This is a genomic window from Glutamicibacter sp. AGC46 (assembly GCF_053543715.1).
Genome location: NZ_JBLVOJ010000011.1, coordinates 353,044 through 379,938, shown reverse-complemented (window position 1 = coordinate 379,938; position 26,895 = coordinate 353,044). Strand labels below are relative to the sequence as shown.

General features: G+C 61.9%; 28 protein-coding genes and 1 pseudogene. 18 read left to right on the top strand and 11 right to left on the bottom strand.

Annotation, left to right across the window (positions count from 1 at the left end; translation table 11 throughout):
- On the top strand, positions 1 to 714 hold a 714-nt coding region (locus ACNPM8_RS06965), incomplete at its 5' end, for a CDP-alcohol phosphatidyltransferase family protein (RefSeq protein WP_448939518.1).
- Here ACNPM8_RS06965 and ACNPM8_RS06960 read toward each other — a convergent pair.
- The 3 genes from ACNPM8_RS06960 to ACNPM8_RS06950 are packed head-to-tail and all read right to left on the bottom strand — an operon-like array spanning position 711 to position 2,527.
- Complete coding sequence (locus ACNPM8_RS06960) at positions 711 to 1,238, bottom strand: 2'-5' RNA ligase family protein (RefSeq protein ID WP_400288405.1); 528 nt, start codon at positions 1,236 to 1,238, stop codon at positions 711 to 713. The genes ACNPM8_RS06965 and ACNPM8_RS06960 overlap by 4 nt on opposite strands.
- Positions 1,231 to 1,776, bottom strand: coding sequence for a GNAT family N-acetyltransferase (locus ACNPM8_RS06955; RefSeq protein ID WP_448939517.1), 546 nt, complete (start codon positions 1,774 to 1,776; stop codon positions 1,231 to 1,233). Before ACNPM8_RS06955 ends, ACNPM8_RS06960 begins: the two co-directional genes overlap by 8 nt.
- On the bottom strand, positions 1,769 to 2,527 hold the full coding sequence (locus ACNPM8_RS06950; RefSeq protein ID WP_448939516.1) for a class I SAM-dependent methyltransferase: 759 nt from the start codon (positions 2,525 to 2,527) through the stop codon (positions 1,769 to 1,771). Before ACNPM8_RS06950 ends, ACNPM8_RS06955 begins: the two co-directional genes overlap by 8 nt.
- 648 nt (positions 2,528 to 3,175) lie before the next feature.
- On the opposite strand from ACNPM8_RS06950, the gene ACNPM8_RS06945 reads away from it, so the two are divergent.
- The 4 genes from ACNPM8_RS06945 (at position 3,176) to ACNPM8_RS06930 (ending at position 7,671) form a co-directional block, all read left to right on the top strand.
- Positions 3,176 to 4,324 (top strand): acetyl-CoA C-acetyltransferase, encoded by a 1,149-nt coding sequence (locus ACNPM8_RS06945; RefSeq protein WP_400288756.1) that lies wholly within the window; start codon positions 3,176 to 3,178, stop codon positions 4,322 to 4,324.
- Positions 4,325 to 4,354: 30 nt separating this feature from the next.
- The gene (locus ACNPM8_RS06940) at positions 4,355 to 5,947 is read left to right on the top strand and encodes a fatty acyl-CoA synthetase (protein WP_448939515.1); all 1,593 of its coding nucleotides are present in this window, start codon (positions 4,355 to 4,357) and stop codon (positions 5,945 to 5,947) included.
- Entirely contained in the window at positions 5,944 to 7,143 is a 1,200-nt protein-coding gene (locus tag ACNPM8_RS06935; protein ID WP_448939514.1) for an acyl-CoA dehydrogenase family protein, read from the top strand. Before ACNPM8_RS06940 ends, ACNPM8_RS06935 begins: the two co-directional genes overlap by 4 nt.
- 63 nt (positions 7,144 to 7,206) lie before the next feature.
- Positions 7,207 to 7,671, top strand: a complete 465-nt coding sequence (locus ACNPM8_RS06930; RefSeq protein WP_448939513.1) for a phage tail protein — start codon at positions 7,207 to 7,209, stop codon at positions 7,669 to 7,671.
- Positions 7,672 to 7,737: 66 nt separating this feature from the next.
- Here ACNPM8_RS06930 and ACNPM8_RS06925 read toward each other — a convergent pair whose 3' ends face one another.
- Both ACNPM8_RS06925 and ACNPM8_RS06920 read right to left on the bottom strand, forming a co-directional pair.
- Positions 7,738 to 8,601, bottom strand: a complete 864-nt coding sequence (locus ACNPM8_RS06925) for an MBL fold metallo-hydrolase (protein ID WP_448939512.1) — start codon at positions 8,599 to 8,601, stop codon at positions 7,738 to 7,740.
- Between the two features lie 29 nt (positions 8,602 to 8,630).
- Complete coding sequence (locus ACNPM8_RS06920; protein ID WP_402470628.1) at positions 8,631 to 9,596, bottom strand: RluA family pseudouridine synthase; 966 nt, start codon at positions 9,594 to 9,596, stop codon at positions 8,631 to 8,633.
- 367 nt (positions 9,597 to 9,963) lie between these two features.
- Between ACNPM8_RS06920 and ACNPM8_RS06915 the strand changes: the two genes are divergently transcribed.
- The 6 genes and pseudogenes from ACNPM8_RS06915 to ACNPM8_RS06890 all read left to right on the top strand — a co-directional run bounded on the left by ACNPM8_RS06915 (position 9,964) and on the right by ACNPM8_RS06890 (position 13,874).
- The gene (locus ACNPM8_RS06915) at positions 9,964 to 10,647 is read left to right on the top strand and encodes an MSMEG_4193 family putative phosphomutase (RefSeq protein ID WP_332727113.1); all 684 of its coding nucleotides are present in this window, start codon (positions 9,964 to 9,966) and stop codon (positions 10,645 to 10,647) included.
- Between the two features lie 10 nt (positions 10,648 to 10,657).
- Positions 10,658 to 11,197, top strand: a complete 540-nt coding sequence (locus ACNPM8_RS06910) for a DUF3090 domain-containing protein (protein ID WP_448939511.1) — start codon at positions 10,658 to 10,660, stop codon at positions 11,195 to 11,197.
- Positions 11,194 to 11,961 carry an SCO1664 family protein gene (locus ACNPM8_RS06905; protein ID WP_105657574.1) on the top strand — a complete coding sequence of 256 codons (768 nt, stop codon included), beginning with the start codon at positions 11,194 to 11,196 and terminating at the stop codon, positions 11,959 to 11,961. The genes ACNPM8_RS06910 and ACNPM8_RS06905 overlap by 4 nt, the downstream gene beginning before the upstream one ends.
- Positions 11,962 to 12,034: 73 nt before the next feature.
- Positions 12,035 to 12,874 carry an alpha/beta fold hydrolase gene (locus ACNPM8_RS06900; RefSeq protein WP_402470621.1) on the top strand — a complete coding sequence of 280 codons (840 nt, stop codon included), beginning with the start codon at positions 12,035 to 12,037 and terminating at the stop codon, positions 12,872 to 12,874.
- A 114-nt stretch (positions 12,875 to 12,988) separates the two neighbouring features.
- Positions 12,989 to 13,309 (top strand): hypothetical protein, encoded by a 321-nt coding sequence (locus tag ACNPM8_RS06895; protein WP_448939510.1) that lies wholly within the window; start codon positions 12,989 to 12,991, stop codon positions 13,307 to 13,309.
- A 271-nt stretch (positions 13,310 to 13,580) separates the two neighbouring features.
- Positions 13,581 to 13,874, top strand: a pseudogene (locus ACNPM8_RS06890) (DUF4287 domain-containing protein).
- A gap of 397 nt (positions 13,875 to 14,271) precedes the next feature.
- On the opposite strand, the gene ACNPM8_RS06885 reads toward ACNPM8_RS06890, so the two are convergent.
- The gene (locus ACNPM8_RS06885; RefSeq protein ID WP_448939509.1) at positions 14,272 to 14,859 is read right to left on the bottom strand and encodes a GNAT family N-acetyltransferase; all 588 of its coding nucleotides are present in this window, start codon (positions 14,857 to 14,859) and stop codon (positions 14,272 to 14,274) included.
- Between the two features lie 297 nt (positions 14,860 to 15,156).
- Positions 15,157 to 16,488: an NtaA/DmoA family FMN-dependent monooxygenase gene (locus ACNPM8_RS06880; RefSeq protein WP_448939508.1), complete on the bottom strand. Its 1,332-nt coding sequence runs from the start codon at positions 16,486 to 16,488 to the stop codon at positions 15,157 to 15,159.
- Between the two features lie 177 nt (positions 16,489 to 16,665).
- Here ACNPM8_RS06880 and ACNPM8_RS06875 point away from each other — a divergent pair, with 177 nt between their 5' ends.
- The 5 genes from ACNPM8_RS06875 (at position 16,666) to ACNPM8_RS06855 (ending at position 20,302) form a co-directional block, all read left to right on the top strand.
- Positions 16,666 to 17,025 (top strand): MerR family transcriptional regulator, encoded by a 360-nt coding sequence (locus tag ACNPM8_RS06875; RefSeq protein ID WP_448939507.1) that lies wholly within the window; start codon positions 16,666 to 16,668, stop codon positions 17,023 to 17,025.
- A gap of 643 nt (positions 17,026 to 17,668) precedes the next feature.
- Complete coding sequence (locus ACNPM8_RS06870; protein ID WP_448939506.1) at positions 17,669 to 18,244, top strand: TetR/AcrR family transcriptional regulator; 576 nt, start codon at positions 17,669 to 17,671, stop codon at positions 18,242 to 18,244.
- Entirely contained in the window at positions 18,241 to 18,843 is a 603-nt protein-coding gene (locus ACNPM8_RS06865) for a GNAT family N-acetyltransferase (protein ID WP_448939505.1), read from the top strand. The genes ACNPM8_RS06870 and ACNPM8_RS06865 overlap by 4 nt, the downstream gene beginning before the upstream one ends.
- 227 nt (positions 18,844 to 19,070) lie before the next feature.
- Positions 19,071 to 19,316, top strand: coding sequence for a hypothetical protein (locus ACNPM8_RS06860; protein WP_015771057.1), 246 nt, complete (start codon positions 19,071 to 19,073; stop codon positions 19,314 to 19,316).
- Positions 19,313 to 20,302, top strand: coding sequence for a Clp protease N-terminal domain-containing protein (locus tag ACNPM8_RS06855; protein ID WP_448939504.1), 990 nt, complete (start codon positions 19,313 to 19,315; stop codon positions 20,300 to 20,302). Before ACNPM8_RS06860 ends, ACNPM8_RS06855 begins: the two co-directional genes overlap by 4 nt.
- A gap of 102 nt (positions 20,303 to 20,404) precedes the next feature.
- Here the strand turns inward: ACNPM8_RS06855 and ychF are convergent, their stop codons facing one another.
- From ychF to ACNPM8_RS06840, 3 genes are all read right to left on the bottom strand, one after another.
- Entirely contained in the window at positions 20,405 to 21,490 is a 1,086-nt protein-coding gene (ychF, locus tag ACNPM8_RS06850) for a redox-regulated ATPase YchF (protein ID WP_105657583.1), read from the bottom strand.
- 72 nt (positions 21,491 to 21,562) lie between these two features.
- A complete protein-coding gene (locus ACNPM8_RS06845; RefSeq protein WP_105657584.1) occupies positions 21,563 to 22,654 on the bottom strand; it encodes a 4-hydroxy-3-methylbut-2-enyl diphosphate reductase in 1,092 nt (363 codons plus the stop codon).
- Between the two features lie 100 nt (positions 22,655 to 22,754).
- Entirely contained in the window at positions 22,755 to 23,948 is a 1,194-nt protein-coding gene (locus tag ACNPM8_RS06840) for an SH3 domain-containing protein (RefSeq protein WP_448939503.1), read from the bottom strand.
- A gap of 276 nt (positions 23,949 to 24,224) precedes the next feature.
- Between ACNPM8_RS06840 and xseA the strand changes: the two genes are divergently transcribed.
- Both xseA and ACNPM8_RS06830 read left to right on the top strand, forming a co-directional pair.
- Positions 24,225 to 25,487 carry an exodeoxyribonuclease VII large subunit gene (xseA, locus tag ACNPM8_RS06835; RefSeq protein WP_332489171.1) on the top strand — a complete coding sequence of 421 codons (1,263 nt, stop codon included), beginning with the start codon at positions 24,225 to 24,227 and terminating at the stop codon, positions 25,485 to 25,487.
- 28 nt (positions 25,488 to 25,515) lie between these two features.
- Complete coding sequence (locus ACNPM8_RS06830; protein ID WP_105657587.1) at positions 25,516 to 25,746, top strand: exodeoxyribonuclease VII small subunit; 231 nt, start codon at positions 25,516 to 25,518, stop codon at positions 25,744 to 25,746.
- 17 nt (positions 25,747 to 25,763) lie between these two features.
- Here ACNPM8_RS06830 and ACNPM8_RS06825 read toward each other — a convergent pair whose 3' ends face one another.
- Positions 25,764 to 26,627, bottom strand: coding sequence for a PPK2 family polyphosphate kinase (locus ACNPM8_RS06825; protein ID WP_105657588.1), 864 nt, complete (start codon positions 26,625 to 26,627; stop codon positions 25,764 to 25,766).
- Positions 26,628 to 26,895 lie beyond the last annotated feature (268 nt).

Below are 26,895 nucleotides of genomic sequence, written 5' to 3'. Positions count from 1 at the left end.
GCGGCCCCCCGCAGTTCGTTAGCAATCTCCCTGCACCGGTACGCTGGACGGATCATATTTGCAGGCCAGATGCCCCGCACCCTTGTATATTGCGACGCAGTGCGTCATCGTTCAACTAAGGGAAAGGGGAAAGCAGTGGAAACGCGCGCGGTACGCAAACATGAGTGGGCGACGATTCCGAACGCCATCACGATTATTCGCTTTCTCCTGGTGGTTCCCATCGTCGGCTATTTGCTGGCCGATACCGAACCGGCACTGACAGCGGTTCTGCTTCTTGCCTTCGGCCTGAGCGACTGGGTTGACGGGTTTATTGCCCGCAAGTTCAATCAGGTTTCGCATCTGGGCGTCCTGCTGGATCCCATAGCTGATCGTTTGGGCATCGTGGCTATCGCGATCGCCCTGGTGGCCAATGGGGCGATCCCCGTATGGGTTGGCCTGGCCATTTTCATCACTGACCTGATCCTGCTGTGCACCTATTTCTTCTTGCGCCTGGGCTCCCCGCCGGCTTCCACGCGGCTGGGAAAGATCCGCACCGCCATCATGATGCTGGGGCTGGCCTGCGTGGCGTGTGGCAGGATCCCCGATTTTTCGGTGCTGGCAATCCCGGGCGTAGCCATTTTGACTGCCGGTACGGTGCTGCATTTATTTGTCGGGTTCGGCTATCTGCGCATCATGCGTGCTTCTGCCAAAGAGCAAGGGGCATCGGCCAACTAGTCGCGGTTTTCCTGCTGCATTGCTCCGGCCAGGAGCGTCAGTTCGGGTATTCGCGGCTTCCACAAGGCTGCCCGGCAGGCACTCAGTTCCCTGAGCTGTGTTGAGGCCAGCTCATCAAGTGCCCGGATATAGTCGGGAACAATTTCGCGTGGCAGCCGCAACCCCATGGTCAGGTGCGGGGTCCACCGTGGTCCGCGTCCATCGTGATTCAGTGCGCTGATTTCCCGGGCTGCCATTTCCAAGGCATCCGTGGTTTCCAGCAGCCACGCAACCGTCTGCTTGCGCTTCGTGCCAAAGACAATAGTGCCCACCCGTTGGAAGCTCGCGGGGATAAGCGCAGGCAGTAATTCTGCGGCCCGCTGCGTCACGATCTCGCTCATGCTGGGCGAAAAGGTGATGGTGATATGTGGAGTCTGGTGTTGGGTGGGGAAGCCGCGCATCTCCAACTGGGCAAAGATCTCCTGCACTTGCTGCTCCTGCTCTGCTGGAAGGTGCAGCAAAATGTTGTCCGGGGACCTACTCATCAAGGTTCTCCTTCCTCATGCTGGTGATCGGGCGCGACCACGTGCGTGTGCATGACTGCTTGTCCCCCACCGCATAGTTGCTGGCTTCTCCGGTAGGCACATAGCCAAGGCTCTTCCAGAACGGTTCCGCTTCTGCGGCATTTGTATCGACAATCGAAATCCGGCAGGCGGTGATTGACGGATGATCCTGGATCATAGTGAGCACCGCTTCATGGATCCGCTTCCCCAGGCCTTGTCCCTGCCTGGCGCCGTCGACCATGAGCAATCCGATGTGGACTGTATCTGATCTCGGCCAGCCGACAATCAGATCCGCGAATCCGGACAGTTCTTCGACTTCCCAAAGGCCAAGATCAATTTTCTGCTCGGATTGCGCCTTCGGCGGCAGGGCGCTCAATGCCTGAATTGCGGCATCGGATGCAGGCCCGGCACCGGTGACACGTTGCGAATATCCCGGGTTGCTTTCCATCAGCCGTTGCAGGCAAGCTGAATGCTCGATGGAAAGCAGGGTAACCGGCAACTTGGAAGGTTGCCTATCCATGAGCAGTCTCCCCGGCCACTTTCCTGATCGCTTCAGCTTCGAAGATCATCAGGGGTTGTTCTCCGTTGAAGGGGTTCTTCTGCCAGTCACCCCAAATTGCGCGAACTCTGAACCCTGCGGCAACTAGATCTGCACTGATCTGCTCGACGCTGCGGAAAGCCAGGTCCAGCTCCTCAACCAGCACTTCGCATGTCTCCTCAAACCTGTTGTGGAAGCGTAGTTTGACGAGGGCAGGACTGGTTTCTTCCGCATCGCTCCACTCGGTCAGCGGACCGAATTGCGTGTCCCGGGTTGCGGCTTCTTCGTCATTCCATTGCTCCCAGGCGCGAGTCGATGGGTTCCTGCTTTCAAAGGCCAGCACGGCCCCGGTCGCCGCGGCAGCGCGTAGTTGTTCCAGAGTTTGCGCCCACTGCGGATCCGGGATGTGCTGGGCTACGTTGCCGGTCATCACCATCAGGTCAAAGGGCCCGCCGTCGATTGCCGAAGCGTCACCGTGAATCCATGTGACTCGCTCAGCGTTGGGCCGTTGCCTGGCGTAGTCCATCATTACCGGTGAGGGGTCAACCCCAACGACAGTTCTTTGCGTAATGGCAAGCGTAACCGTCAAAAGGCCGGTGCCGCAGCCCAGATCCAGTATCCGGTGCGCTTTGGTTTCAGCCGCCAAGGCACGGTAATAGTCATGATCCGGGCCGTCGGGATTATCCGTATCGTAGAGCGCAATGATTCGTGGATCATAGTCAGCGAAGCTCACTTGGGCCTGTTCCGTTCTCAGAGTTTTCCGTCAAGGTACAGCATGCTCCATCAATTCTTGCATTGCCTAGGTACAGCCCGCCCATTGGCAGCTACTTCCATCAGGCGTGTTCAATTCGCCGGACACCACGCCGAGTACTCGCGCCAACACCGAGGGCACCACGCTCCTGCTTTGACCTTCCAGGACGCCAGCCTTGGCAAAACGCGGAACCGAATTGCCTGACTTCCATGCCCTGTCTCCACCTGGCAGTCCCCGGAATCGCGCCACGAGTTGACCGCGGCCTTGGGCACCGCAGGTCCAGCGGAGGCCGGATGAGTCCCGGCATCGACTGCAGGCTTCCCGAAGCAAAAACGATCAGACGGTCTTGTGCCCGTGACTCGGCGACGTTTAGCAGGTCCGGGTTGGGGTCGCTGAACCCGGACTGGGCGCTATTCCGGTCGCAGGCAATTTCCCGGCTCGTTTCGCCCGCGCATCCATTTTTCGTTCCGCATCATATTCCCCAGCCAAACCCTACTTGTCGGGAGCGGCTCCGGCGCAAGTGGCATTTTCCCAAGCCAAGCGTGGCAATTGTGACCTAGACAACCATTGATGAATTGGGCATTGTTGGTTCAGCAGACGTTTCTTGTCAAAAACTTCCTGGAGGAGCCCATGCCCGAGGCCTACATCATCGATGCGCTGCGTACACCTGTCGGACGCCGGGGAAAGTCTCTGGCGCAGACGCATCCGCTGGATCTCGCCGCCGCGCCGCTGGCCGAACTGGTGAACCGCAACAACATTGATTCCGAGCAATACGACGAGATCATCCTCGGCTGCATCGACCAGCTGGGACCCCAGGCCATGGACATCGCCCGCAACGCATGGTTGGCCGCCGGCCTTTCCGAACACGTCCCCGGGACAACGGTAGAACGCCAGTGCGGCTCCGGGCAGCAGGCGATCTCCTACGCGGCCCAAGCAGTCATGAGCGGAAGCAGCGACCTCGTGGTTGCCGGTGGCGTCCAGTCCATGTCGAGCATTCCACTGTCCTATTCCAACTCCGCCGCCAAGGACTTCGGCTTCCCCGATCCCTACACCGGCTCCACGCTGTGGGCGTCGCGCTACGGCGAGCAGGAAATCTCGCAGTTCCGCGGCGCAGAGATGATGGCAGAACGCTGGAGCCTCACCCGCACCCAGCTAGAGGACTTCGCTGCGGCCTCCCATGAGCGGGCATTGAACGCCCAGGCGCAAGGATACTTCGACCGCGAGATCCTTGCTTTGGATTCCCTGGCTGCAGATGAGGGGCCACGCCCCGTGGACCGTGCCAAGATGCAGTCATTGGCACCGATTGCCGAAGGCGGCGCGCATACGGCAGCCACAGCATCGCAGATGTCTGACGGCGCCGCGATGCTGCTCATTGCTTCCGAGGCCGCGGTCAAACGCTATGGGCTGAAACCCCGCGCCCGCATCCACCACATCTCGGCCCGAGGCGATGACCCGGTCATGATGCTTTCGGCCCCGATCCGCGCCACCAAGCATGCCCTGGCACGCGCCGGGATGGGCATCGAAGACATGGACCGCATTGAAATCAATGAGGCCTTCGCCGCGGTAGTGCTTGCCTGGCAGCAGGAAACCGGCGCCGACATGTCCAAGGTCAACGTCAATGGCGGCGCCATCGCCCTGGGCCACCCCATCGGTGCCACCGGTGCACGGCTGATGACCTCCTTGCTCCATGAGCTCGAACGCAGCGATACCCGCTTCGGCCTGCAGACCATGTGCGAGGGCGGCGGCCAAGCCAACGTCACCATCATCGAACGCCTCTAGCTACCCGCACCCGCCGCAAAGGAAACTACCATGAGTGCATTGCGCGCCACCTCGGCGATGAATTCCGATGACCAGAACACCATTGGCGCGCTGCTGCGCCGCTCGGTGGCCCGCTGCTCCGCGGACAATGCTCTGGCCTTCGGGGAACGGAACTGGACCTACAGCCAGCTGGCCGACGGGGTGAATCGGGTGACTGCCCGGTTGCGGCAGGCAGGCCTGCCGGCCGGTTCGCGAGTTGCTGCCTATGCAGCGAACAGCGACGCCTATGCCATCTTGTTCCTCGCCTGCGCCAGTGCCGGGCTGGTCCACGTGCCGGTGAACTTCGCGCTCAGGGGCGACGAGTTGCGCTACCTGCTGCACGATTCCGGGGCCGCACTGGTCATCGCCGATGAGTCCCGCCTCGAACTGGTCCAGGAACTGCGCGATGCCGGCGGCCTGCAGGCAGTCAAGGATGTTTGGCCGCTGCTGCCCGGAACCGGAAACAGCACCAGCGTGCTGGAAACGGCGATGGATGAAAGCGTGGAGGCCGCGCCGCCTGGAGCTGCGGTGGCCGGCACGGATCTGGCCCAGCTGCTCTATACCTCCGGAACCACCTCGGCACCCAAGGGCGCAATGATGACCCATTCGGCGCTGGTGGCCCAGTACGTCTCAGCCATTATCGCCCTGGATCTGGAGGGCACGGACCGGCCCCTGATCGCGATGCCGCTCTACCACTCGGCGGCCATGCACGTGTTCCTGCTTCCCTATCTGTCATTGGGTGCCAGCATCCGTTTGCTCGCCAAACCCGATATCGGCGAAATTCTGGACCGTGTGGAAGCCGAACGCATCGGCTCGCTGTTCTTGGCCCCCACCGTCTGGGTGCCTCTGAGCAATCACCCGGATCTGGACACCCGCGACCTGGGCTCGCTGGCCAAGGCGCAGTACGGTGCCTCGATCATGCCGGTGACCGTGCTGGCCCGCTTGCGCGACCGCTATCCGCAGATCGGGTTCTACAACTGCTTTGGCCAGTCCGAGCTCGGCCCGTTGTGCACGGTGCTGCGCCCCGAGGAGCACGATGCACGCCCCGCGTCCTGCGGCCGCCCGGTGTTCTTCATCGAAGCGCGCGTGATGACCGCCGAGGGGAAGCTCGCCGATGCCGGTGAGCCCGGCGAGATCCAATACCGTTCTGCACAGGTCATGAGCGGCTACTGGAACAAGCCGGCGGAAACCGAGCAGGCATTTGCCGACGGCTGGTTCCGCTCCGGGGACCAAGTGGTCAAGGACCAGGGCGGCTACATCCAGGTGGTGGATCGCATCAAGGACGTCATCAATACCGGTGGGGTGCTGGTAGCCCCGCGCGAAGTGGAGGACTGCATCTACGAATTGCCCGAAGTTGCGGAAGTCGCGGTGGTGGGCATCGATGATGAACGCTGGATCGAGGCGGTGACCGCGGTCATTGTGCTCAAGGCCGGCGCCACGCTCACCGCCGAAGAGGTGCGCGAGCACGTCAAGTCCAAGCTGGCGCACTACAAGGTTCCCAAGCGCGTGGACTTTGCCGCACAGCTGCCCCGCAACCAATCGGGCAAATTGCTCAAGCGCCAGCTGCGTGCCGAACGCAACAAGACTTCGGGCGGCGCCCAGTGACCCGGGACCCATGGGCACCCTACGACCTGGCCTCGGCTTTGGACATCGATTATCTATCCACCTTCGATGCTGCCACCGACGAGGATCGCAAGCATTGGGCCCGCGCCCGGCACTACGGAGAAGAGATCCTGCCCAGCATCAACCAGCATTGGGAGAACGCGCATTATCCGCTGGATCTGGTTCGCCGTATGGGCGAACTCGATTTGTTCACCGACGGTCTTGAGATTCCAGGCCATGCCCACTTGTCCCCGCTGGCCGCGGGCCTAGTGGCCATGGAGCTTTCGCGCGCGGACGGTTCGATGGCCGCGGCCGCCGCGGTGCAGGGCGGCCTGGTGCTGCGCAGCCTGAAATTCTTCGGCAGCCCCGAACAGCAGGAGAGGTATCTGGAACCCGTGGCCTCCGGTGAGCTGCTCGGTGGTTTCGCCCTCAGCGAGCCGCATCATGGCTCGGACTCTGTTGGCCTGGATTCCAGTGCCCGGCGCGATGGAGATCACTGGATCATCAATGGACACAAGAAATGGATCGGCAATGGAGCCGCCGGAGGCATCACCATTGTGTGGGCACGCGACGTCGCCGACTCCCGGGTCAAGGGGTTCATTCTCGACCAGCAGGCCCCTGGCTACGAGGCTTCCCCGGTGCGCGGCAAGGGCGTGCTTCGCGCGATCGAACAGGCAGAGATCCGGCTCACGGACGTTCGCGTTCCAGAATCCGCCAGGCTCACCGGGGCCGGCGCATTCAAGGATGTCTCGCGGGCGCTGGTTGAAACCCGGGTGAATGTTGGCTGGTCGGCGCTAGGCCATGCCCAGTTCGTCTTCGAAGCGGCCCTGCAGTACGCCAAGCAGCGCACGCAGTTCGGCAAACCCCTGGGCGCGCACCAGATGGTGCAGGAACGGTTGGCGCAGATGCTCGCCGAAATCACCAATATGCAGTTGCAGTGCGTGGCCGTGGCCGGCGCCCAGGCTGCCGGCCGGTTGAAAGACACGCAAGCTTCGCTGCTGAAGTACCACAACACCAGGGCTGCCCGCCGGGTGGCAGCCACCGCCCGCGACCTGCTCGGCGGCAATGGAATCTTGCTGGAAAATCACGTGATTCGCCATTTCGGCGATATCGAAGCCTTGCATACCTATGAGGGAACCGAGTCTGTGCAGGCGTTGATCCTCGGCAGGGATCTGACCGGATTCAGTGCCTTCGGCTAGCTTCGCGGAGTACGATAACAACGAATTACCGAATCCACGGGGCCAACGCCGGAAGGGATGCCCATGCCATACCTTGTCGATTTCAAAGACGTATCCACCCACGGTCTTGAGACTTCGCCTGTTGCTGACGCGCTGGCAGGCTTGCGCGCCAACGAAGCGCGCTATCTGAAGAACAAGTTCAACCACGACTTTGCCGTGGAGCAAGCAGACGACGCTAGGGAAGCCATAGCTTGGGTGCACACGATTCTGGCGCAGGAACGCGACTTGCACATCGCATCGAAGCCATTGCAGGCAGCTGTGTTCGAGGCGGATGGCGCCAAGCGCGCCTATGTCTTCTACGAGTCCGGCTTATCCATCAATGTTCTCTACGGCCTGGATCCCAGCGAGAAGCGCGCCGTGGGCTTCAAGCTTTCCGATGGCATGGCTGTGCCCAGCGAGCTGGAAGGGAAGTTCAAGTTCGCCCGCCAGAAGTCCAAGCTTGCAGGGACCATCCGCGGCTCGTACTTCGTGATCAAGAACGAATACTGACATTTCGCCCATTCCGCCGCTGCCCTCAGGCGCGTGCCGGCCATGAGGTCATTTAGTGCTCTGGCTTCAATCGCCGCGCTTTCTTGATTCCTTCGCGTTACCCGGCAGCTGCGCGTAGGCATCCTTGGCAGCTTCGAGAAGGAAATCGGCAGGCCACAGTTCTTGCAGCTCTGCAGGGAACGCAATGTCCGTGATTGCCGCACCGTTCTCATGAGCCGAACCCAGGGTCGTGGCGAGCAGCTCGAAGCAGTGCATTTGCCGAACGACGAATTCCCGGTCGACGGGCTCTCCATGGCCTGGAACAATCACGTCTCCCGGCTGGATGCGCGCTAGCAGGGATTGGAGCACCACAGGCCACTTCATCGGATAGGCGTCCGAGCCGAACATCGGTGGACCAGACTGCTCGATGATGTCGCCAAGGAACCATGCCTTGGCATCAGGAATATGGATCGCAAGGTCGGTGTCGGTATGCCCAGCACCCAGCGGGATCAGTTCAACTTCCCGTCCGCCTAGATTTGCCGTGCAGGGTTCGGCCAGCAAGTGGCTAGGCGGCGTCAGCGTTACACCGCCCCAATTCATTTCAGGCTCGATTTCCGGCGAGCGCTGCACCATTTCAAGCCGGGGCTTCTCGAACTGCTCGAAGTGCGCGGGGATCCGGTGATGGCCGTAAATCGGGATTCCCCGCTGGGCAAAGAGCTGGTTGCCGAAGGTGTGGTCATAATGCGCGTGGGTGTTGATCACGGCAACGATCGGCAGTCCGAATTGCGTTGTGGCTTCGTCAAGGATTTCTTGTGCTTCGGGTGCGTTGTTGCGGGTATCGATGATCGTCACGCCTTGCCCGCCGTGCACCGCTCCCACGGTAATATCCAACGGATCATATCTGCGCTGGAATACTCCCTCGGCAACGTGCTTCCAGGGTCCTTCAGCCATCTTTTCCCCTCTTGCCAGCCTTGCTCGGGCTATAGCCCTGCCTTCAGCAACTGCTTCCAGCGCTGCGGCATGGGTGCCTCGATCACCAGTTCCTGGCCGTCGGGCTTGGGAATCACCAGCTTAGTCGCATGCAGGAACAGCCCGCGCCCCCCAAGCTGTTCGACGCGGCGGTTGAACTTCGCGAAGCCATACCGGTCGTCTCCTGCAATCGGATGGCCTTCGCTTTGCAGGTGGACCCGGATCTGGTGCTTGCGTCCGGTCATCAGCTGCACATCCAGAATGGTGGCGCGCTGGCCTACGCGCTGCTTCACGGTGACATGGGTTTCGGCTCGCTGACCGTTCGGATCAACCACGACCTTGTCGGCACGGCGCAGCAGCGGCGAGTGGATCGTTTCGGTCTTTTCGCTCCAATGCCCTGCAACGAGCGCAAGGTAGTGGCGTTCTATCTCCTCTTCGCTCTCCCGAAGCATCTCATGCAGGTAGCGCAGCATGCTCGGGGTCTTCGCCAACACCAGCAGCCCGGAAGTATCGCGATCCAGCCGGTGGCTCAATTCCAGGTCCGGCAGCTCGGGGCGCAACTGGCGGAAAGCTTCGATAACCCCCGCAGGAACATCGGTTCCCCGGTGCACGGCGACGCCGGCAGGCTTGTCAATCACCAGGACGTCCCGGTCTTCGTGCAGGACGCAGTTGCGTAGCCGATTGAGCAATGGTGCCGGGACATCGAAGGCTGGTGCCACGCCCTGTTCTGCATATAGCGCCGGCAGCGTGATCTGGTCGTTTACGGCTAGCCGGTAGCCTTCCTGGACTTTCTTGCCGTTAACACGCAGTTGCCCTTTGCGCATCAGCCGGAAAAGCTGCCCGGCGGGCACCGTCTTGAGCTGGACCCGGAGGAACTTCTCGATCCGCCGGCCAGCATGCTCGCCGTCGACAAGGATGGTGCGTGTCTTGGAATCAGACCGCTGTTCTGACGCTGGCTGCTGGAGGACTCCAGACAAGAATTATCACTCCGTTTATAAGGCCACATCCAGTGGTGGATCATGGCGTCGCCGCTTTCGACGAGTCATTTGCAAGGGACTTCCGGGAGCTGCCGCCCCGAATTGGCCAACTTTCATGGTACCCCGATGCCGTGAGCCGGTACGAACAAAGGCGCTGTTATGAGGACTGAACTCACACCTCGCCCGGCGCTCATCGAGCCATAGCGTTCGCTCGGCGAACCAATGATCAGCCCTGACCCTCGCGTTGCAGCAAGGGTGCAACGGGTGAAGGTACCGCACCTCCAGAACCTGCCGGGCTCTTCGAAGCCCCGGTCCTGTTTTCAGCCCAGGAGTCGCTTGCCACCATCTCCATGACTAGGCTGGGTTCATGGCCACAGTAATCCTTGTGCGGCACGGACGCACTACCGCCAACGCCACCGGCGTACTGGCCGGACGCACCCCCTCAGTATTCCTCGACCAAACCGGCGAAGAACAGGCGATTCGTACCGCCGAACGCCTAGCAGCGCTCCCCTTGGCTGGCGTTGTCTCAAGCCCGCTGGAACGCTGTGTGCAGACGGCGGAGTTCGCCATGCAGCGGCAAAGCCCAGCGGCGCAATTGCTGATTGAACCCGAACTCTCGGAATGCGACTACGGCCAGTGGCAAGGCCGCACGCTGCAGGACTTGGCCGCCGAAGACCTCTGGAAAGCAGTGCAGTCAGCTCCGTCCTCGGTGACCTTCCCGGATGGCGAATCCATGGCCGGAATGCAATCCCGGGCAGTAGCAGCCATCAGGCGCCATGACGCGGCCATCGAGGCCGAGCATGGTGCCGGAGCGGTATGGGCGGCCTTCAGCCATGGCGATATCATCAAGTCGGTACTGGCTGACGCGCTGGGAATGCATTTGGATCTGTTCCAGCGACTGAATGTGGGCCCGGCTTCCGCATCAATTGTGCACTACGGGACCGGTGCGCCTCGCGTGTATTCCATCAACACCGACGCCGGAGACCTCTCCTGGCTAGCCCCAGGAATCAAGACAACCGATGCCCCAGTCGGCGGCGGAGCAGGACACTAAGGAGAGCGAAATGACGGCAACAGTCAACGAATTCAATTGGCCAGACCGCATTGTCATTGGCACCATCGGCGAGCCCGGGTCCCGCACCTTCTACCTCCAGGCAAGAGCCGGCAAGGAACTGTCCAGCATCGCCTTGGAAAAACAGCAAGCCGCGGTGGTTGCCGAGATGATTGACGAGATTCTCGATCAGCTCTCCACCGTCAAGGGCAACCCCTTCAGCGTTCCCGAACATACTCCGGTGGAACTGGTTGACAACGATCCGCTGGAAGAAGTCAACGAGTCCTTCCGGGTGGGTTCCATGAATCTCGGATGGGATGCCACCGTAGCGCAGGTAGTTCTGGAAGCCTTCTCCTTGAACGAAGAAGATGAAGCCGACTTTGATCCAGATGGACCGGGCGCGCTGATGCGCGTGCGCATGCCCGTAGGCACTGCACGCGCTTTCGCCATGCGCACCCATGAGATCGTGGCTGCTGGGCGGCCTATGTGCGCCAACTGCGGTTATCCGATTGATCCGGATGGGCATACTTGCAAAGATGAGACTGGCGAATGAGCTCGCCCGATCTGCTGACCGCGCAGCTGGAACTCACCGGCCGCATCACCACCGCCTCCAATGCAACTTTCCTGGGCAGCATCGGCGAGAACAGCGTGGTCTACAAGCCCATTGCTGGCGAGAAACCCCTCTGGGATTTTCCCCATGGCACCCTCGCATACCGCGAAGTTGCCGCCTTCCTCGTATCTGAAGCCCTGGGCTGGAACCTCGTCCCGCGCACTTGGCTGCGCGAAGGGCAGTTTGGCGAAGGCATGGTGCAGCTATGGCAAGAAGTTGATCGAGGACAGCGCCCAGTAGACATCGTAGCCGCGGACATGGTGCCAGCTGGCGGTTGGAAGACCATTCTGCATGGGCAGGATGAATCGGGGCAGCAGATGACGTTGATCCACGAGGATACACCTGTGCTGCGGCGCATGGCGGTCTTCGATGCACTGGTCAACAACGCAGACCGCAAGGGCGACCACATTCTAGCCATGCCAGGTAGCCACCGCTACGGAGTCGATCATGGGCTCTGCTTCAACGCAGAGCACAAGCTGCGCACCGTGCTTTGGGGTTGGGTTGGCCAACCGCTGGGTGAAGAAGAACTGGCCGGCCTCCGGACGGTCAGCGATGCCCTGGACGCAGAACTTGGCCAAGAACTGTCCCAGCTGCTAGCCGATGAAGAAATCGCGGCGCTCGCCGAGCGCTGCGCTACCCTGCGCAGCGAAGGGCACTTCCCTGCTCATAGGGGGCAGATGCCCGCCGTGCCCTGGCCGCTCTTCTAGAACTCCGATTCCTATTGACCTCAAGGCGGCAGGCAAGCCATCCTTGGATTCTGATAGCAAAGGCAGGTCGCGCATGGGAACGGTTGAAGCCAACGGTGTGGAGCTCGGTGCCGAATCCTTCGGCAGCAAAAGTGATCCATTGGTTCTCCTCATCGGCGGAACCACCATGCTTGCTTGGCCAGATGCCCTGTGCCAGGCCCTGGCCGCTGGCGGGCGCCATGTGGTTCGCTACGACCTGCGGGATTGCGGTGAATCAACGGCCGGGAACCCGATGAAACCCGAATACAACCTGCGCGATCTGGCCTCTGATGCCGCAGCGCTGGCCAGATTACTGGATAGCCGTCCAGCGCATGTAGCCGGTATCGGAGTCAGCGGCATGATCGCGCAGATTGCGGCGCTGGATCATCCCGAATCATTTGGCGCCCTGACGCTGATAGGCACACGACCAGTAGCTCCCGGACCGGTAGACAAAGATTTGCCAGATCATGACCAGGCAACCATGGGCAAGCTGTTTTCCCGCCCTATGCCGGATTGGGCAGACCGCGCGGCCGTTGCCCAATTCTCCGCCGAGGGTTCGCAAATTCTAGGCAATGATCCAGAAGTTGCCATGGACTTGGCCTCCCGCATCTGGGACCGTACGGCAAGCGCAGAGGCAGAAGCCCATCTGGCAAACCAAATCGGGATCGTCTTTTCCAAGCTGGACTGCACTCCGCGCTGGCGCGAGCGGCTGTCCGAGCTCGATATCCCCACCTTGGTGGTTCACGGTGCAAAGGATCCGTTTTTCCCCGTCGGCAACGGCATAGTGCTAGCCGAAGAAATCCCGAACGCTTCCTTGCTCGTCCTTGAAAACGCTTCAACTGCCATTCCGTCTTCGGCGATCCCCGAGGTAGCTTCTTCGATGCTGCTGCTCTAGGAACGTAGCGATGCAATTCCTAGTCACAGGGCAATATAGGCTGTCCCCATGGATAACCGACCTAAGCGAGTCCCAGGCGGAGAACTTCGACCTGCTGAACTATAGCTGCTGGCCTTGCTCTGCAGCGGCACAGATGCTGAATCAGCAAAGGCTCGACAGCAACTGAAGTTTGCGCGTTGGGGCGGCTACCAGTTCAAAGAATGCGAGTGCTTCTCGATTTCCTTCACAAGCAAACTCGATTGCCAAAGCGTCCGGCATGGTGGTGGCCCATTCTCCACTGTTCTCGTTTCAAAAGATGGCAAGGAGCTGGGGCATCTGGATCTCTGGGTTGTTGCCGGATACCTGCATTCAGTCGATTACATGTCGTTTGAAGACGATCCCGGGCACCTGCCAACGGCGGAGAATTACACGTTGGAATTCAGCGGACGGAACTAGGCTTCAGCACTTGCGGGCAGCCGTTCTCCGCTGTCCCGAGGCATGCGTCTTTACTTGCCTGCGGGTCATTTCAACCAGCCTGGTTGCTGCTGATCAGGGCGCCATCACTGGTGGCGATTAGACGCGGAAGGCCGCAAGGATGCCAGTCGTGGAGCACACCGTGGTTCTCGTGCGCTGGCCGCGTGGCATCCTCCGGCTACTACTTCTATGCGCGGCGTGGGATTAGGTCTAGTATTCGAGGCACCTATTCATGCCTTCGAGAGGTTTCTCCATGTCATTTCAAGCCTATCTGGACACCATAGAAATGAAGACCGGGCTCACTGCTCGCCAGTTGATCGAGATCGCCCGTGAGAAAGGCCTTAGCCAAGAAGGGGTCAAAGCAGCAGAGATTCTGGCATGGCTCAAGGAGGACTACCAGCTGGGCCGGGGCCACGGCATGGCGATGGTCCATGTCATTTAAAAGGGACCGACTATCGCTAGCAAGCACGTTGGATCCGGAGGCAAGCACAATGACGAATCAGATGTTCTGTGGCTCGACGGCATCGCAACTAAGCCTTCCAACTGAACCAGCCGAAAGGCAGGGGCTATAGTTCCGGCTCGGAATACTCGGTTCCAGTGTCTTGCCGTTGGTCGCGGACCGCAGTGATAGCGGATGTAGCAAGAGCAATTGCTATCGCGATCCAGAAGCTGCCAAGAGCCTCGGCGAGCGACCGGCCGGAAATCATGCAATAGCACGCAAGGAACAAGGCCAGCCCCAAAATCGAGATGCCAAGGTACACCGAGACTCGTAGCCAGGCTACCTTGGGAAGTTTCCTCATTCGATCTGCCTCCACTTCCCTAGCGCTCGGTCCTATTTCTTCCAACGGTATGTTGAGCTGTGGGGATAGACAACATCGACCGTGAAAAATAGCCCGGGCTATCGCCAAGCCCGGTCATATCCTGCGCAGGATACCGCTTGGGCGTCACCACGCCCGCCCGCGAAGGTCGACTTCACCTTCTGGCCAGGAAGCAAGCTGGGACTCGATGGGCAGAATAAGCAGAGGTTGGCCCGGCGGGTCGTAAATTGCGTGGCCTCCACGGCTAATCGAACGCTCGGCAGCGGAAATCCGAGTCCATCCGCACGAGCTGTAGAAAGCGGCCACCTCCTCGCGGCAACCGAGATAGCCGAACGCAATCCCGCCGGCATCAACCATCGACGAAGCCACGAGATTCATCAGGATCCCGCCTAGGCCGCGGCCCCGCGCGCGCTCGGAAACCAGCACTCCACCCACACCTGCAACGACAAGGCCGCGGCCTCCCACACCGATCGTGCGTCGCGCCCACCCGACATGGCCGACAAGCTCGCCTTTGCACCGGGCCATGATGTGGAAATCATGCGGGGCATAGCCATATGGCAGATCCGGATCCCAGATGCCGGCATCCCGCAGGTACTCGGCATCGAACAGTCTGCGAAGCTCTGCGGCATCTTGTTCTGCCAGTTCTGCGTGCGCAACAATCTCCAGCGCAGTTTCAAGTATCGTGGCTTCGCTCGAATCGTCTGCTCGCGTCAACGACAGGCCTCCTTTTGGATTCCGGTAACTGCTTCAAGTATCAGGAGTATGCGTGCGATATGGATTCCTGTCTCCTGCCATATTTCCCTTGCCCGTGTCCCGCACCAATGCGCGGATCCTGCCCTCTGTCTGGCGCAGCTCATCCAGTAGTCAGCGTGGAACGCGACTATACATTATCCCTGGACTCCACGAGGTTCCGGCACAGGCCAACCTCGGCTCTCACGACCCGCAATCAGACGAGCGGCGCGACCAGCGGCACCAGCACGAGCGAGTTCGCAGGCATCCGATCAGACGTGATTACTTCAGCCATTCGCCGAGTCCGTACTGGCCGGGGACGCCGAGGTTCTCGCGCAACGTGGATCCCACGTAGTCCTCGGGATAGAGGCCGCGTTCGCGCAGGATCGGCACGACCTCGTCGACGAACGCGTCAACGCCGTCCTCATAGACATCGGGCGACAGCCAGAAGCCGTCGGCGGCACCGGCCACGAACCATTCCTGCAGGTGATCGGCGTGCACCGTTCCCGGCCCTACGGTCACGGGATGGTAGTCGATCACGCCGTGCGCGAGGATGTCGCGCGGCGACCACCCCTCGCGCGCCACCTTGAGCGCGATCCCGGAGCGCGGGTCCTGCGGTGAGGCGTGAGCGCTGGCCAGCTGTTCGGGCGTGAGCGGCTTGTCGATGCGCTCGGACAGGATCGGCACACCGATCATCGCGCTGAGGTGCGGCAGGCGCGCCTCCATGACCTTGCCTGACATCGACAGGCGCCGGTCGAGCCCTTCACGTACCGTTGGGGACACTGTGGTCATGATGCCGACGATGAACTTCACGTCGTCGGGGTTGCGGCCAGCTTCCTCGGCGGCCCGGCGCAGCGCCCTGCGCGCAGCGCGAGCCTCGTCGATCGTCCACACCTCCGTGATGAAGCCGCTCGCATAGCGCCCCGCCAGCTCGAGCAGATGCGGGCTCGGTCCTCCCGAGGTGAAGACGACGGGCTGGCCTTGCTCCGACGGCGGCAACGCGAGCGGCCCGCGGGACGCGACGTACTCGCCGCTGAGGTTGATCGGCTGCAGCTTCGCGGGGTCGATGAAGCGGCCCGATTCCTGGTCCTTGATCCAGGCATCCATCTCCCAGCTGCCCCAGAGCGACTGCACGATCTGGATCGATTCATGGGCGCGCTGGTATCGCTCGGCACGGTCCGCGACGGGCTTGCCGTAGTTCGACGCGACGAGCTGGTCGCTCGTCGTGACGGCGTTCCAGCCGGCGCGGCCACGGCTCATGATGTCCAGCGTCTTGAACTGCCGGGCCGTGTTGAACGGTTCCTGGAACGTTGTGGACCCCGTGAGCACGAAACCGATGTTGTTCGTCGCTTGCGAGATCGCGGCCGCCTCCATGAGAGGATCCATGATGTTGCTGACGGTCGAATGCTCCAGGCTGCCCCGCACGGCCGGGAAGTCGGGCGTGAATACGAACGAGAAGCCACCACGCTCGGCGGCTTGGGCGTAGCGAATGTTCGCATCGATCTTCGAGTAGTTTCCGGGGTCGACGTGCGGTGCGCGCCAGGCACCGGGCAGGGTGCCGTAGCCGTCAGTCAGCGCCAAGCCGAGAATCATCTTGCGTTGTTCCATGTTCATGGAACCATCATCGAAGATTGACATCCATGTAAAGGTCAAATTACCGTGCCTGCAGGTCCGCGGACTCTGGCGCCAAGGCCGACTGCGCGCAGCCTGCGGGCGGATTCGCGGAGAGCTGCCGTGGCCGGGAGGCGGTTCCGACCCGTATCCTTGACATGGATGTGAAGGAGAACTGGAATGCGGATCGGCGAGCTGGCCAATCGAACTGGGGTGCCCACGCGCATGCTCCGGTACTACGAGGAGCAGGGACTCATCACGCCGCTGCGGCTGGAGAACGGGTACCGCGATTACGACGAATATCTCGTGCAGCGCGTGCTGAAAATCCGCAGGCTGCTCGACTCAGGGGTCCCCACCCGGATCATCCGCGACATGCTGCCGTGCCTGAACGACATTGGCAGCACGATCGTTGCCGATCCCGATCCCGAACTGCGCGCGATGCTCGTCGAACAGCGCGACAAGCTGGCCGAGCGCATCGTCCTGCTCCAGCAGAACCGCGACGCGCTGACGCGATACATCGACGCGATGGATCGCGCCTGACTTCCGCACGCACAAGGCGCCGGAGAATCCCGTCCTCTGCGGGGCATGATCGGCAGGGCAGCTCCTTGCGCGCCGCGGGCAGTGGCCGCAGGGAGCTCAGGCCGATACTTGAGTGCCCATGAACTCAACAGGTCCCTAATCGCGCTTCCGGGCTCCACCCAAGTAAGAGCTCTAGAGCGCAGGGCGGAGTTCGTCCGGATTGCCGCGCGGATCCGGCTCCCAGACCGTCGGTTAAATCGCCGCAACGCGGGGCCTGGTTCCTCAGCCTGCTTGCGGCGTTGCCCCATAAGGGAAAAGGCCCATGCACCTTGAACGGCATCGCTAATGTGGAGGAGCTTTCCTTCCGGCGCCACTTCGTGATGAATCAATGGCACGAGGCAAAAAATCACCCCCGGCTCCAAAAGAAATCGAGGGCGATTGAGACATGAGAATTGCACGTTGAAGCGGAACTCCACCGAGTTCCGGCACTACCAACCGCTGGGTGCCGAACCGGTGCCACGAATCAATCCACCGACCACCTGGCACCTCGCGGGCACCAGCCCAGGAAGAGCACAGAGTTGTGCCGTCTGCGATCGAAGCATAAAATGAACAGAAATTCATTGAAAGGATCTTCGTGCCGCGGACGACGGAACAGAATGAAGCGTTGCGTTCAGCCACACGCGCTGCTGTGGAGACGGCCGCCGTCCGGGTCTTCGCGCACCGTGGTTTCGCGGCCACGAACATGCGTCAGATCGCCGTCGAGGCGGGGATCAGCACTGGGTCGATCTACCGGCACTATGCGAGCAAGGAAGGACTGTTCGATGAACTAATCGATCAGGCCTCACGCGGGCTCGAGGCTGTCGCCGTTCAGCTCTCGACCGAAGGGGATCCGCTCTCCATGATCCGATCCTTCACCGAGGTATACGTGGCAGACCTCGCAGCGAACAACGGCGCGGCCGAGTTCTACATGGTGATCAACCAGGGCTTCTCGACGGACACTCCTGAGGGGACTGCGGCGCGACTGGCCGCAACGCAGGGGACGCTCTGGCGGGCCTTCGCCTTGCTCATCAGTCGAGGCCAGGCCGCAGGCCAATTCACCGCGGGAGACCCAACCCGAATGACTTCTCACTACTTCGCCATGCTTGCCGGTATAACGACGATGCACGTTGCTCTTCGGGAGGGATTTGCGGAGCCCGATGTCGAGCTGATCCTACGAATGTTCACAGGAGGACCCCGATGAAGATCGAAGTCGCGCGCGCAGACGAACTGGGTGAGGGGTATCGGCACAGGATCGCTGAAGTTCTCACGCAAGGGTTCGCCGAGGATTTCGCGTTCTTCTCCAAGGACCCCGGTGTGCTTGCCGACGCGTTCGCCCCGATGCTCATCCTGGAGCGCTTCCACGTCGCGCTCGTCGACGGCGAGCCCGCCGCGGTCGCGGTCGTCACCGAAGGCGAGCAGGAGTGCTTCGAGCCGGATCGGCGCGAGCTCCAGCGCGTGCTCGGTCCAATACACGGCATGATCAGCTATCGGATCATCCGCAGTCGATTCACGGGGGCCTATGACGGTGCCCGCACCGGTCTGACGGAGATTGCGTTCGTCACGACAGCGCCGCAGCATCAGGGCAAAGGCGTAGCCACTGCGCTGATGCGCCGGCTCCTGGAACTGCCCTCCGACAAGTTCGTGCTGCGCGACATCAAGGACACCAACACCCCCGCCCTCGGGCTGTACGCCAAGCTCGGCTTCACCGAGACACAGCGGCGACGCATCAAGTTCGCGAAGCGAGCGGGGTTCTCCGCGTATGTCTCCATGGGGCTCAACCGCGCTCAGGCTGATGCTTGAAGAGCGTCCGGGCTCGACAGGCCCGGAAGCGCGCTTCTGGGCTGTTCTCAAGTCCGCACTCTAGTTCGAAAATCTAAACTCCACCACGTCGCCGCTCTTACCAACCTCTCAGTACCCGGCGAATCCCCGAAGCGTCGACCCTCTCTTGGCCCTGCGAACACCAAACTCGCCGAGCAAATAGGCAACCCAGGTTGACATCCGGCCACTTAGCAACATAGGTTGACGACATGGAGTCTCCGCGGATCGCAACAGTAGCAGCCGATACCAGCGACCCGAAAGCAGGATTGCGGGCCGTAGCGTCCTTGCGCGTGCTTGCGGACACCTTGGAACTTCGGCAGGTCGAGGCCGCGTTGCGTTCGGGCATGAGTTGGCAGGAGATCGCCGACGCGCTCGGAGTGACGCGACAAGCTGCCCACAAGAAGCACTCCAAAAGAATTGACCCCGCGATCTCGACACCCAGGAGGAACAGATGAACAAACTCGTCCGCGCCGCTCAGACCAGCCAATCGCTTTCCCTGGCCGCCATGGAGGAAGCATCCCGGCTCGGGCTCCGCGAAGCCGACATCGACCACCTGTTCCTCGCATTGGTCATCAACGACCAGTCTGCCGGCCGCGCACTGCGCGAGCTGGGTATCGACATTGACAGCGCCCGTCTCGCCGTCGAGGACCAACGTGATGCACAGCTGGCTTCACTCGGCATCGAGGCGTCGTTCCCCGAGGCCGGGCGCATCGTGTTCCATGAGACGGATGGGTACGAGTGGACTCGTCCCGCTCGGGACCTCATCGCGAAATCCAGCAGCAAAGGCAAGTCGGGCGACGCTGCCGCCGTTCTCCGGGAACTCGTCGCAGAGCCCAGCGGCCTGATCCCGGATATCCTCGGCCGCCTTGGCACGACATCCGATGCGCTCATCGAAGGCCTCGATCGGGCCGACTCGCCCTCTATGAAGTCCATGCCCTTCGCAGCGAAAGTGAAGGGGCGGACCACGGGAACGATTGAGACTTTCGTATCCGCGCCACTGGACGAAGTGTGGGTGTTCCTCACATATCCCGCACGTATCCCCGAGTGGGAACCGAGCATCGGCACCCTCGACCAGACCGGTCAAGAAGCGACGCCGGGTACGGTCTGGGAGGGCACGGCACCCGCAATCTATCCAGACGGCAAACCTGTGAAGATCAAACCTCAGTTTCGTCGACGCAGTGTTGAGCTCATCGCAATTCACCAACCGGACAGGATCGCATGGAGCTTTGGCTATCCCGACGTCGCGCAGGGTAATTCGATTCTGACTGAATTCACCTTGGCGAACGCGACCGGTGGCACACAGCTGCGGATCAGCAGGTCCTGGTCGCGACGCCAAGGGCGGCGAGGACTTGTCGCATGGCCGCTGCGTCCAGTCCAGAAGTTCCTGGTGTGGATCACCCTGTTCCAGACCGGCAGCGCGATCAGCCGAACATTTCGGTAGTCCCAGGCACGGCGACTCGCCTGCTGGTCGCACATAGATCAAGTGCCCGGATCTCCACAGGGAGATCCGGGCACTCGAGCGGGACATTGAAGCGGAACGCGACTACACGTTGAAGCGGAACTCCACGACGTCGCCATCCTTCATGATGTATTCCTTGCCTTCGATGCGGGCCTTGCCCGCAGACTTGGCATTAGCCACCGAACCAGCGGCAACGAGGTCTTCGAAGCCGATGACCTCGGCCTTGATGAAGCCGCGCTGGAAGTCGGTGTGGATGACACCGGCTGCCTCAGGCGCGGTGGCGCCCTTGGCGATGGTCCATGCGCGGGTTTCCTTCGGGCCAGCGGTCAGGTAGGTCTGCAGGCCCAGGGTGTCGAAGCCGACGCGGGCCAGCTTGCCCAGACCGGACTCGACGATGCCGGCATCTTCCATCATTTCGGCCGCTTCGTCTTCTTCCAGTTCAGCCAGTTCGGATTCGAACTGGGCATCCAGGAAGATCGCCTCGGCAGGGGCAACCAGCTCGGAGAGCTTGGCCTGCATCTCGGTATCGGCCAGGCCAGCCTCATCGGTGTTGAACACGTAGATGAATGGCTTGGTGGTCATCAGCTGCATCGGCGCGAGCTCTTCAAGGTCCACGCCCTTGGTCTTCGCGGCGGCGAACAAGGTGATGCCTTCTTCGAGCACCTTCTGCGCGTTGAGCACTGCGTCCAGGAACGACTTCTCGATCTTCTTGGTGCGCAGTTCCTTTTCCAGGCGAGGCAGCTGGTTCTCGATGGTCTGCAGGTCCGCGAGGATCAGCTCGGTAGCGATGGTCTCGATATCCGAGGCCGGGTCCACCTTGCCGTTCACATGGATCACGTCGTCATTCACGAATGCGCGGGTGACCTGGCAGATCGCATCAGCTTCGCGGATGGTCGCCAGGAACTTATTGCCTAGGCCTTCGCCTTCCGAAGCGCCCTTGACGATGCCGGCGATATCCACGAAGGAGACGGTCGCAGGCAGGATGCGCTCGGAATTGAAGATTCCGGCGAGCACCTTCAGCCGCGAGTCAGGCAACGGCACGACACCCACATTGGGTTCGATGGTTGCGAACGGGTAGTTGGCTGCCAGCACCTGGGCACGGGTCAGCGCGTTGAACATGGTGGACTTGCCGACGTTTGGCAGTCCGACGATTCCGATAGTAAGAGCCACGGGAGGAAATTCTACCTTTTACTAGTGATGAGCGCGCAATGTTGTACTGGCGCTTGAATTCTTATGGAGAAATCAGGCCTGCGGGCGGGCGTGTCCGCCCAGGGCACGTTCCTCGTCCCCGGCTTCCTTGAGCTTTCCGCGGATTTCCTTGGGCAGCGAGAAGATGATGTCTTCCTGCGCGGTGGTAACCTCGGAAACGTCGGTGAAGCCGTACTCTGCCAGCAGCGCCACGACTTCGCGGACCAGCACCTCTGGCACCGAGGCACCGGAGGTCACGCCGACGGTGGAGACGCCCTCGAACCAGGCCTCGTCCACTTCGTTGGCGAAGTCCACGCGGTAGGAAGCCTTTGCCCCGTGGTCCAGTGCCACCTCGACCAGGCGCACCGAGTTCGAGGAGTTCGCCGAACCGACCACGATCACCAGATCCGACTGCGGCGCAATGTTCTTGATCGCGGCCTGGCGGTTGGTGGTTGCGTAGCAGATGTCATCGCTGGGTGGATCCTGCAGGTTCGGGAAGCGCTCGCGCAGCCGGCGCACGGTTTCCATGGTCTCGTCCACGCTCAGGGTGGTCTGCGAGAGCCAGATCAGCTTGTCCGGGTTCTTCACCTGGACGGTGTCGGCTTCCTCGGGGTTGTTCACGATGGTGGTGACTTCCGGGGCCTCGCCGTAGGTGCCCTCGACCTCTTCATGGCCTTCGTGGCCGATCAGCAGGATCTCGTAGTCGTTCTTGGCGAAGCGCACGGCTTCGCGGTGCACCTTCGTGACCAGCGGGCAGGTGGCATCGATGGTCTGCAGGTTGCGGTCCGCCGCGGACTGCACCACGGCCGGGGAGACGCCGTGGGCGGAGAAAACCACCAGGGCGCCCTCGGGCACTTCCTCGTTCTCCTCGACGAAAATCGCTCCGCGGGATTCCAACTCGGAGACCACGTGCAGGTTGTGCACGATCTGCTTGCGCACGTACACCGGCGGGCCGTAGTGCTCCAGCGCCTTTTCAACGGCAACCACTGCCCGGTCCACGCCTGCGCAGTAGCCGCGAGGAGCGGCCAGCAGGACCTTGCGCTCGGTGACCGTTGGGGAGGCAGCTGCAATCTCGGCCGGAGTGCGGCGCACCCGCGGGATCCGAGGCATTGACAGCGAGACCGTAGTGGAAGTGGAAGTAGCCATATCTCTAGTCTACGAAGTGCATGCAAGTTAGCCCATGCTCATATGATGCGCGCCACCCTCCGGGGACTGTGAGATCTGCCTCCGAAGGGTGCTTGCCGGTTCAGCAGGGCAGCGAACTGGGCAGCAGCACCGGGGTGCGCACCACCGCGCCGGTGCCATCGGACCCGCGGTAGGCCCGGCACACGCCCACCGAGCGGGCGCCGAGGTTCGCCTTGATCTGGCGCAGCGCATCGGGCGAGAAGCCGTACCACTGCATGTGCATCAGCACGGTGTCCCCGGGCACCGCGGCCGAGGCCCGCGAGATGGTGATCGACTTGGATTTCACGTCCCAGTCGCGGGTGTCGCGGGACCAGGTCCAGATGGCCATCCCGCGGCTGTCGTAGCCGCAACGCACCGAACCGTCGATGGCTCCAAAAGGCGGGCGCCCGAAATTCGTGTGCACTCCGGAGCCGCCCAGTTGCGCACCGGCCTGCTGGCAGGACAGCGGGCGCAGATCCGGGTGGCTGATCGAATGGTTGATCACCCATTGGCCCTTGGCCCGGGCCAGCGCGGCCAGGTCCACGCCGTAGCGCGACTTGAACGAGCCGAGGCAATCGCCGGTGGGAGCGATCACCAGGCCGATGTTGCTGCTGGCGGCGTAATCCATCACCGAGGTGAAGGCGCTCAGCGTGCGCGGGCAGTCATCGAAGGTGAGCACCACCCTCGATGTCCGGTTGGGACCGGTGGACTGCGGGGCGGAGGGCGGCTTCGGATAGGTGGTCACGTAGCTGCCGCTGACCCAGCCGGTGTACCCTCCGTAACTGGCCTTGTACCATCCGTTGGAGGCGCGGGCGTAGGCGGGAACCGTCTTCCCTTTCGGGATGCTCAGCAGGACCCGGTAGCTGGTGGATGTGCCGGTGCGCAGATTCAGGTCATCGAGCGTGCGCACCGAAGCGGCGACCACGTAGTAGCCGCTGACGTACCCGGTGTACCCGTTGTAGCTGACCTTGTACCAGCCGTTGGAGGCACGCCCGGATACCGGAACCGAGGTCCCCGTGGGTATCTGCACCAGGATCCGGTAACTGGTCGAGGCGCCGGTGCGCATATTCAGATCCGCCGTGGTGCGCACCCGGACCGGCAAGTCGATGGATATGGCACTGGCAACCTGCACCGTTGCGGCCGGCGCTGCCGCAGCCGCCAGCGTGGGCATCGAGGCCGCGGCGGAGAGCGGAATGGAACCGGCCAGCAAGCTGAGCGCTGCCACCCAAGTCCACCCCGAACGCGCAATATTCTTATTCCCCAATGCCCCATGCATGGCCCTGCATCCTTCTCGAGTGCTTCCCCAATGCTCAATAGTGTCCACCCGCACATTGCCCCTCGCAATGCCCGCAGGCAGGCTTGTCCCAATCGTTGGAAAACCCCGTTTCCCCGGGTCTTGCGGGGCCAATCGGGTATGAAAATCGCCCATTGCGATACCTGCGCTCCACCTGCCGCGGCCTAGCCCCAGCCCCCGGGGATCCGGCCAGCCGTCGGTGCCATGCGGTAGTCTCACAGATGCACCAGAGATTCGACTTTCCAAGGAGCGGCACCGATGGATCCCCAAGCCCCCGCCAGTTTGCCGGCGACCGCCGGGCAGACCACCGCGGACAATCCTTGGCCGCTGCGGCTGCTCTCGGAGAAGCTGAAAATCCATATCGAGAACTCTCCGGTGGTTTGGGTTGAAGGCCAGTTGCTGGAAGCCAATGTGCGCAACGGCCACGCCTACCTCACCCTGCGCGATGTCGATGCGGACTTCTCTTTCTCGGTGACCATTTGGGCCTCGACGATGCGCAAGCTGGATGCCACCCCGCAGGTGGGCTCCCGCGTGGTGGCCCAGGTGAAACCGAGCTTCTACGCCAAGACCGGCCGGCTTTCCTTGAATGCCACGGACCTGCGCCCAGTTGGCTTGGGCGAGCTGCTGGTGCGCCTGGAACGATTGCGCCAGGCGCTGGGAGCAGAAGGCCTCTTCTCCCCTGAGCACAAGCGCCCGCTGCCGGTTCTTCCCCACCGCATCGGCCTGATTACCGGGCGTGATTCGGATGCGGAGAAGGACGTGCTGCGCAATGCCAGCCTGCGCTGGCCATCCGTGCAATTCAAGGTCATCAATACCGCCGTGCAGGGAATGGATGCCGCCAACCAGGTCATCGCAGCCCTGCAGCAGCTGGATGCGGACCCGGACATCGATGTCATCGTCATCGCCCGTGGCGGCGGGGCCCTGGAAGACCTCTTGCCCTTCTCCAATGAGGATCTGGTGCGTGCGGTCTTCGCCGCCCAGACGCCGGTGGTTTCGGCCATCGGCCACGAAGCGGACCGCCCGATCCTGGACGATGTGGCCGATCTTCGCGCGTCGACCCCCACCGATGCAGCCAAGCGCATTGTCCCGGATCTGCAAGAAGAATTCGCCGGCTTGGAAATCGCCCGCAGCCGCTTGGACCGTTCCATCAACAATCTTCTCCAGCGCGAAGCCCAGCTGCTGGCCTCGGTGCGCGAACGCCCGGTGCTGGCCAACCCGCAGGTGATGGTCACCTCCCGTGCCGAAGACCTGGAGCGCTGGAAGCAGCGCTCGACGGATCTGCTGCGCCACCGCGTGATGCGTGCCAACGACGAGATCAACCATCTGAAGAACCAGATGCGTGCCCTGTCTCCGCAGCAGACCCTGGACCGCGGCTATTCGGTCACCCAGCTGGAGGACGGAAGCATCGTGCGCGAGGCAGCCCAGGCGCCAGCAGACAGCAAGGTGCTCATCCGGGTGGCTTCCGGGCAGCTGGTTGCACGAACCCTTGAATCCCTCCCTGCCGGCGACAACGCAAGCTAATCACCACGAATACCAATTTGGAGTAATCATGACTGCACAAATCCCTGACGACATTGCCAAGCTTTCCTACGAGCAGGCTCGCGAAGAACTGCTGGCCGTGGTCAACCAGCTCGAGACCGGCGGAGTTGCGCTGGAAGCCTCGCTGGCATTGTGGGAGCGTGGCGAAGCACTGGCAGCCCACTGTGAGAACTGGCTCAACGGTGTCTCTCAGCGTCTGGAGCAGGCCCGCGCCAAGCACGAGCAGGCCGCCGGCGAATAGCCTGTCCTCACCCGGACCTACTTCGCGGCCGCCAGCCGGGCCTTCTCCTGCTCCACATCGAAGGTGGCAACGGGCCAGTCCGGAGCGACACGCTCCAGGGTAGCCAGCAGCAGCTCAGCGACGCACAAGCGGGCCTTCCACTTCTGGTCAGCGGGAACGATATGCCATGGTGCGCCCTGGTTATCGGTGCGGTTAATCGCCACCTCGTAGGCGGACTGGAAGTCATCCCACAGCAGGCGATCATCGACATCGCCCGGCGAATACTTCCAATGCTTGTCGGCACGCTCCAGGCGTGCCGAGAGGCGCTCGAATTGTTCTTCTCGGCTGATATGCAGCATCACCTTGATCGGGTGGATGCCCTGCTCGATCAGCTGCTTCTCGAAGTCGACTATTTTCCCGTAGCGGGACTCGACCGCATCCGGGGTGGCGAAGCCCTTCACTTTGGCGACCAGAACGTCTTCATAGTGGGAACGGTCAAAGACTCCCACTAGTCCCCCGGCGGGCAATTGCCTGGTGATGCGCCAGAGGAAGTCATGGGCTGCTTCTTCCTCGGTTGGCGCCTTGAAGGCATGGTGCTTGACGCCCTGCGGATCCAGCATGCCAAGGACGTGGCGAACAGTCCCTCCCTTGCCGGACGTATCCATTCCCTGCAAAATGAGCAGGACTGCTGGGCCTTGTCCGCCAGCTACCGAGGCGGCGAAGAGCCTCTCTTGCAGATCCGAGAGCAGTTCAGCCAGCTGCACCATGCGCTTCTCGGCGGCCTTCTTATCCTGCGGGGCGTCCCCGGGCCACCAATCAGCATCCTTGGTTGCGCGCTCTGAAAGCTTCACGCCCGGTTCTGCACGTAGTGCTTCTAACAGGTTGGCAGGGTAGGCGCTCATCATTAAGTCCTCACGCGTGTGTCGAAGTGATGCGATTCGTTGTTGCCAGCCTACTGCCACTGCAGGCGCCGTGAGAAGCGGTATTCGTCAACGGCGAAGCACCCATCACGGCTCGATGCTCAGGATCGCTGAGCCCCGCGAAAACGCAATTCTTCGGCTGCAGGACACCAAATTCTCCGATCGCAGTCGCTGGCAGGCGATATCCCTGAAGTTCCCGGGACCGCATTCCCCGATGGCCGCCTTAACGCACAACCGGCCCAGAATCACG

Coding starts and splice junctions, on each gene's coding strand:
- ACNPM8_RS06960 (WP_400288405.1), bottom strand. CDS start 1,238: ATGAGTAGGTCCCCGGACAACATTTTGCTGCACCTTCCAGCAGAGCAG.
- ACNPM8_RS06955 (WP_448939517.1), bottom strand. CDS start 1,776: ATGGATAGGCAACCTTCCAAGTTGCCGGTTACCCTGCTTTCCATCGAG.
- ACNPM8_RS06945 (WP_400288756.1), top strand. CDS start 3,176: ATGCCCGAGGCCTACATCATCGATGCGCTGCGTACACCTGTCGGACGC.
- ACNPM8_RS06940 (WP_448939515.1), top strand. CDS start 4,355: ATGAGTGCATTGCGCGCCACCTCGGCGATGAATTCCGATGACCAGAAC.
- ACNPM8_RS06930 (WP_448939513.1), top strand. CDS start 7,207: ATGCCATACCTTGTCGATTTCAAAGACGTATCCACCCACGGTCTTGAG.
- ACNPM8_RS06925 (WP_448939512.1), bottom strand. CDS start 8,601: ATGGCTGAAGGACCCTGGAAGCACGTTGCCGAGGGAGTATTCCAGCGC.
- ACNPM8_RS06915 (WP_332727113.1), top strand. CDS start 9,964: ATGGCCACAGTAATCCTTGTGCGGCACGGACGCACTACCGCCAACGCC.
- ACNPM8_RS06910 (WP_448939511.1), top strand. CDS start 10,658: ATGACGGCAACAGTCAACGAATTCAATTGGCCAGACCGCATTGTCATT.
- ACNPM8_RS06905 (WP_105657574.1), top strand. CDS start 11,194: ATGAGCTCGCCCGATCTGCTGACCGCGCAGCTGGAACTCACCGGCCGC.
- ACNPM8_RS06900 (WP_402470621.1), top strand. CDS start 12,035: ATGGGAACGGTTGAAGCCAACGGTGTGGAGCTCGGTGCCGAATCCTTC.
- ACNPM8_RS06880 (WP_448939508.1), bottom strand. CDS start 16,488: ATGAACATGGAACAACGCAAGATGATTCTCGGCTTGGCGCTGACTGAC.
- ACNPM8_RS06875 (WP_448939507.1), top strand. CDS start 16,666: ATGCGGATCGGCGAGCTGGCCAATCGAACTGGGGTGCCCACGCGCATG.
- ACNPM8_RS06865 (WP_448939505.1), top strand. CDS start 18,241: ATGAAGATCGAAGTCGCGCGCGCAGACGAACTGGGTGAGGGGTATCGG.
- ACNPM8_RS06860 (WP_015771057.1), top strand. CDS start 19,071: ATGGAGTCTCCGCGGATCGCAACAGTAGCAGCCGATACCAGCGACCCG.
- ACNPM8_RS06855 (WP_448939504.1), top strand. CDS start 19,313: ATGAACAAACTCGTCCGCGCCGCTCAGACCAGCCAATCGCTTTCCCTG.
- ACNPM8_RS06845 (WP_105657584.1), bottom strand. CDS start 22,654: ATGGCTACTTCCACTTCCACTACGGTCTCGCTGTCAATGCCTCGGATC.
- ACNPM8_RS06840 (WP_448939503.1), bottom strand. CDS start 23,948: ATGCATGGGGCATTGGGGAATAAGAATATTGCGCGTTCGGGGTGGACT.
- xseA (WP_332489171.1), top strand. CDS start 24,225: ATGGATCCCCAAGCCCCCGCCAGTTTGCCGGCGACCGCCGGGCAGACC.
- ACNPM8_RS06830 (WP_105657587.1), top strand. CDS start 25,516: ATGACTGCACAAATCCCTGACGACATTGCCAAGCTTTCCTACGAGCAG.
- ACNPM8_RS06825 (WP_105657588.1), bottom strand. CDS start 26,627: ATGAGCGCCTACCCTGCCAACCTGTTAGAAGCACTACGTGCAGAACCG.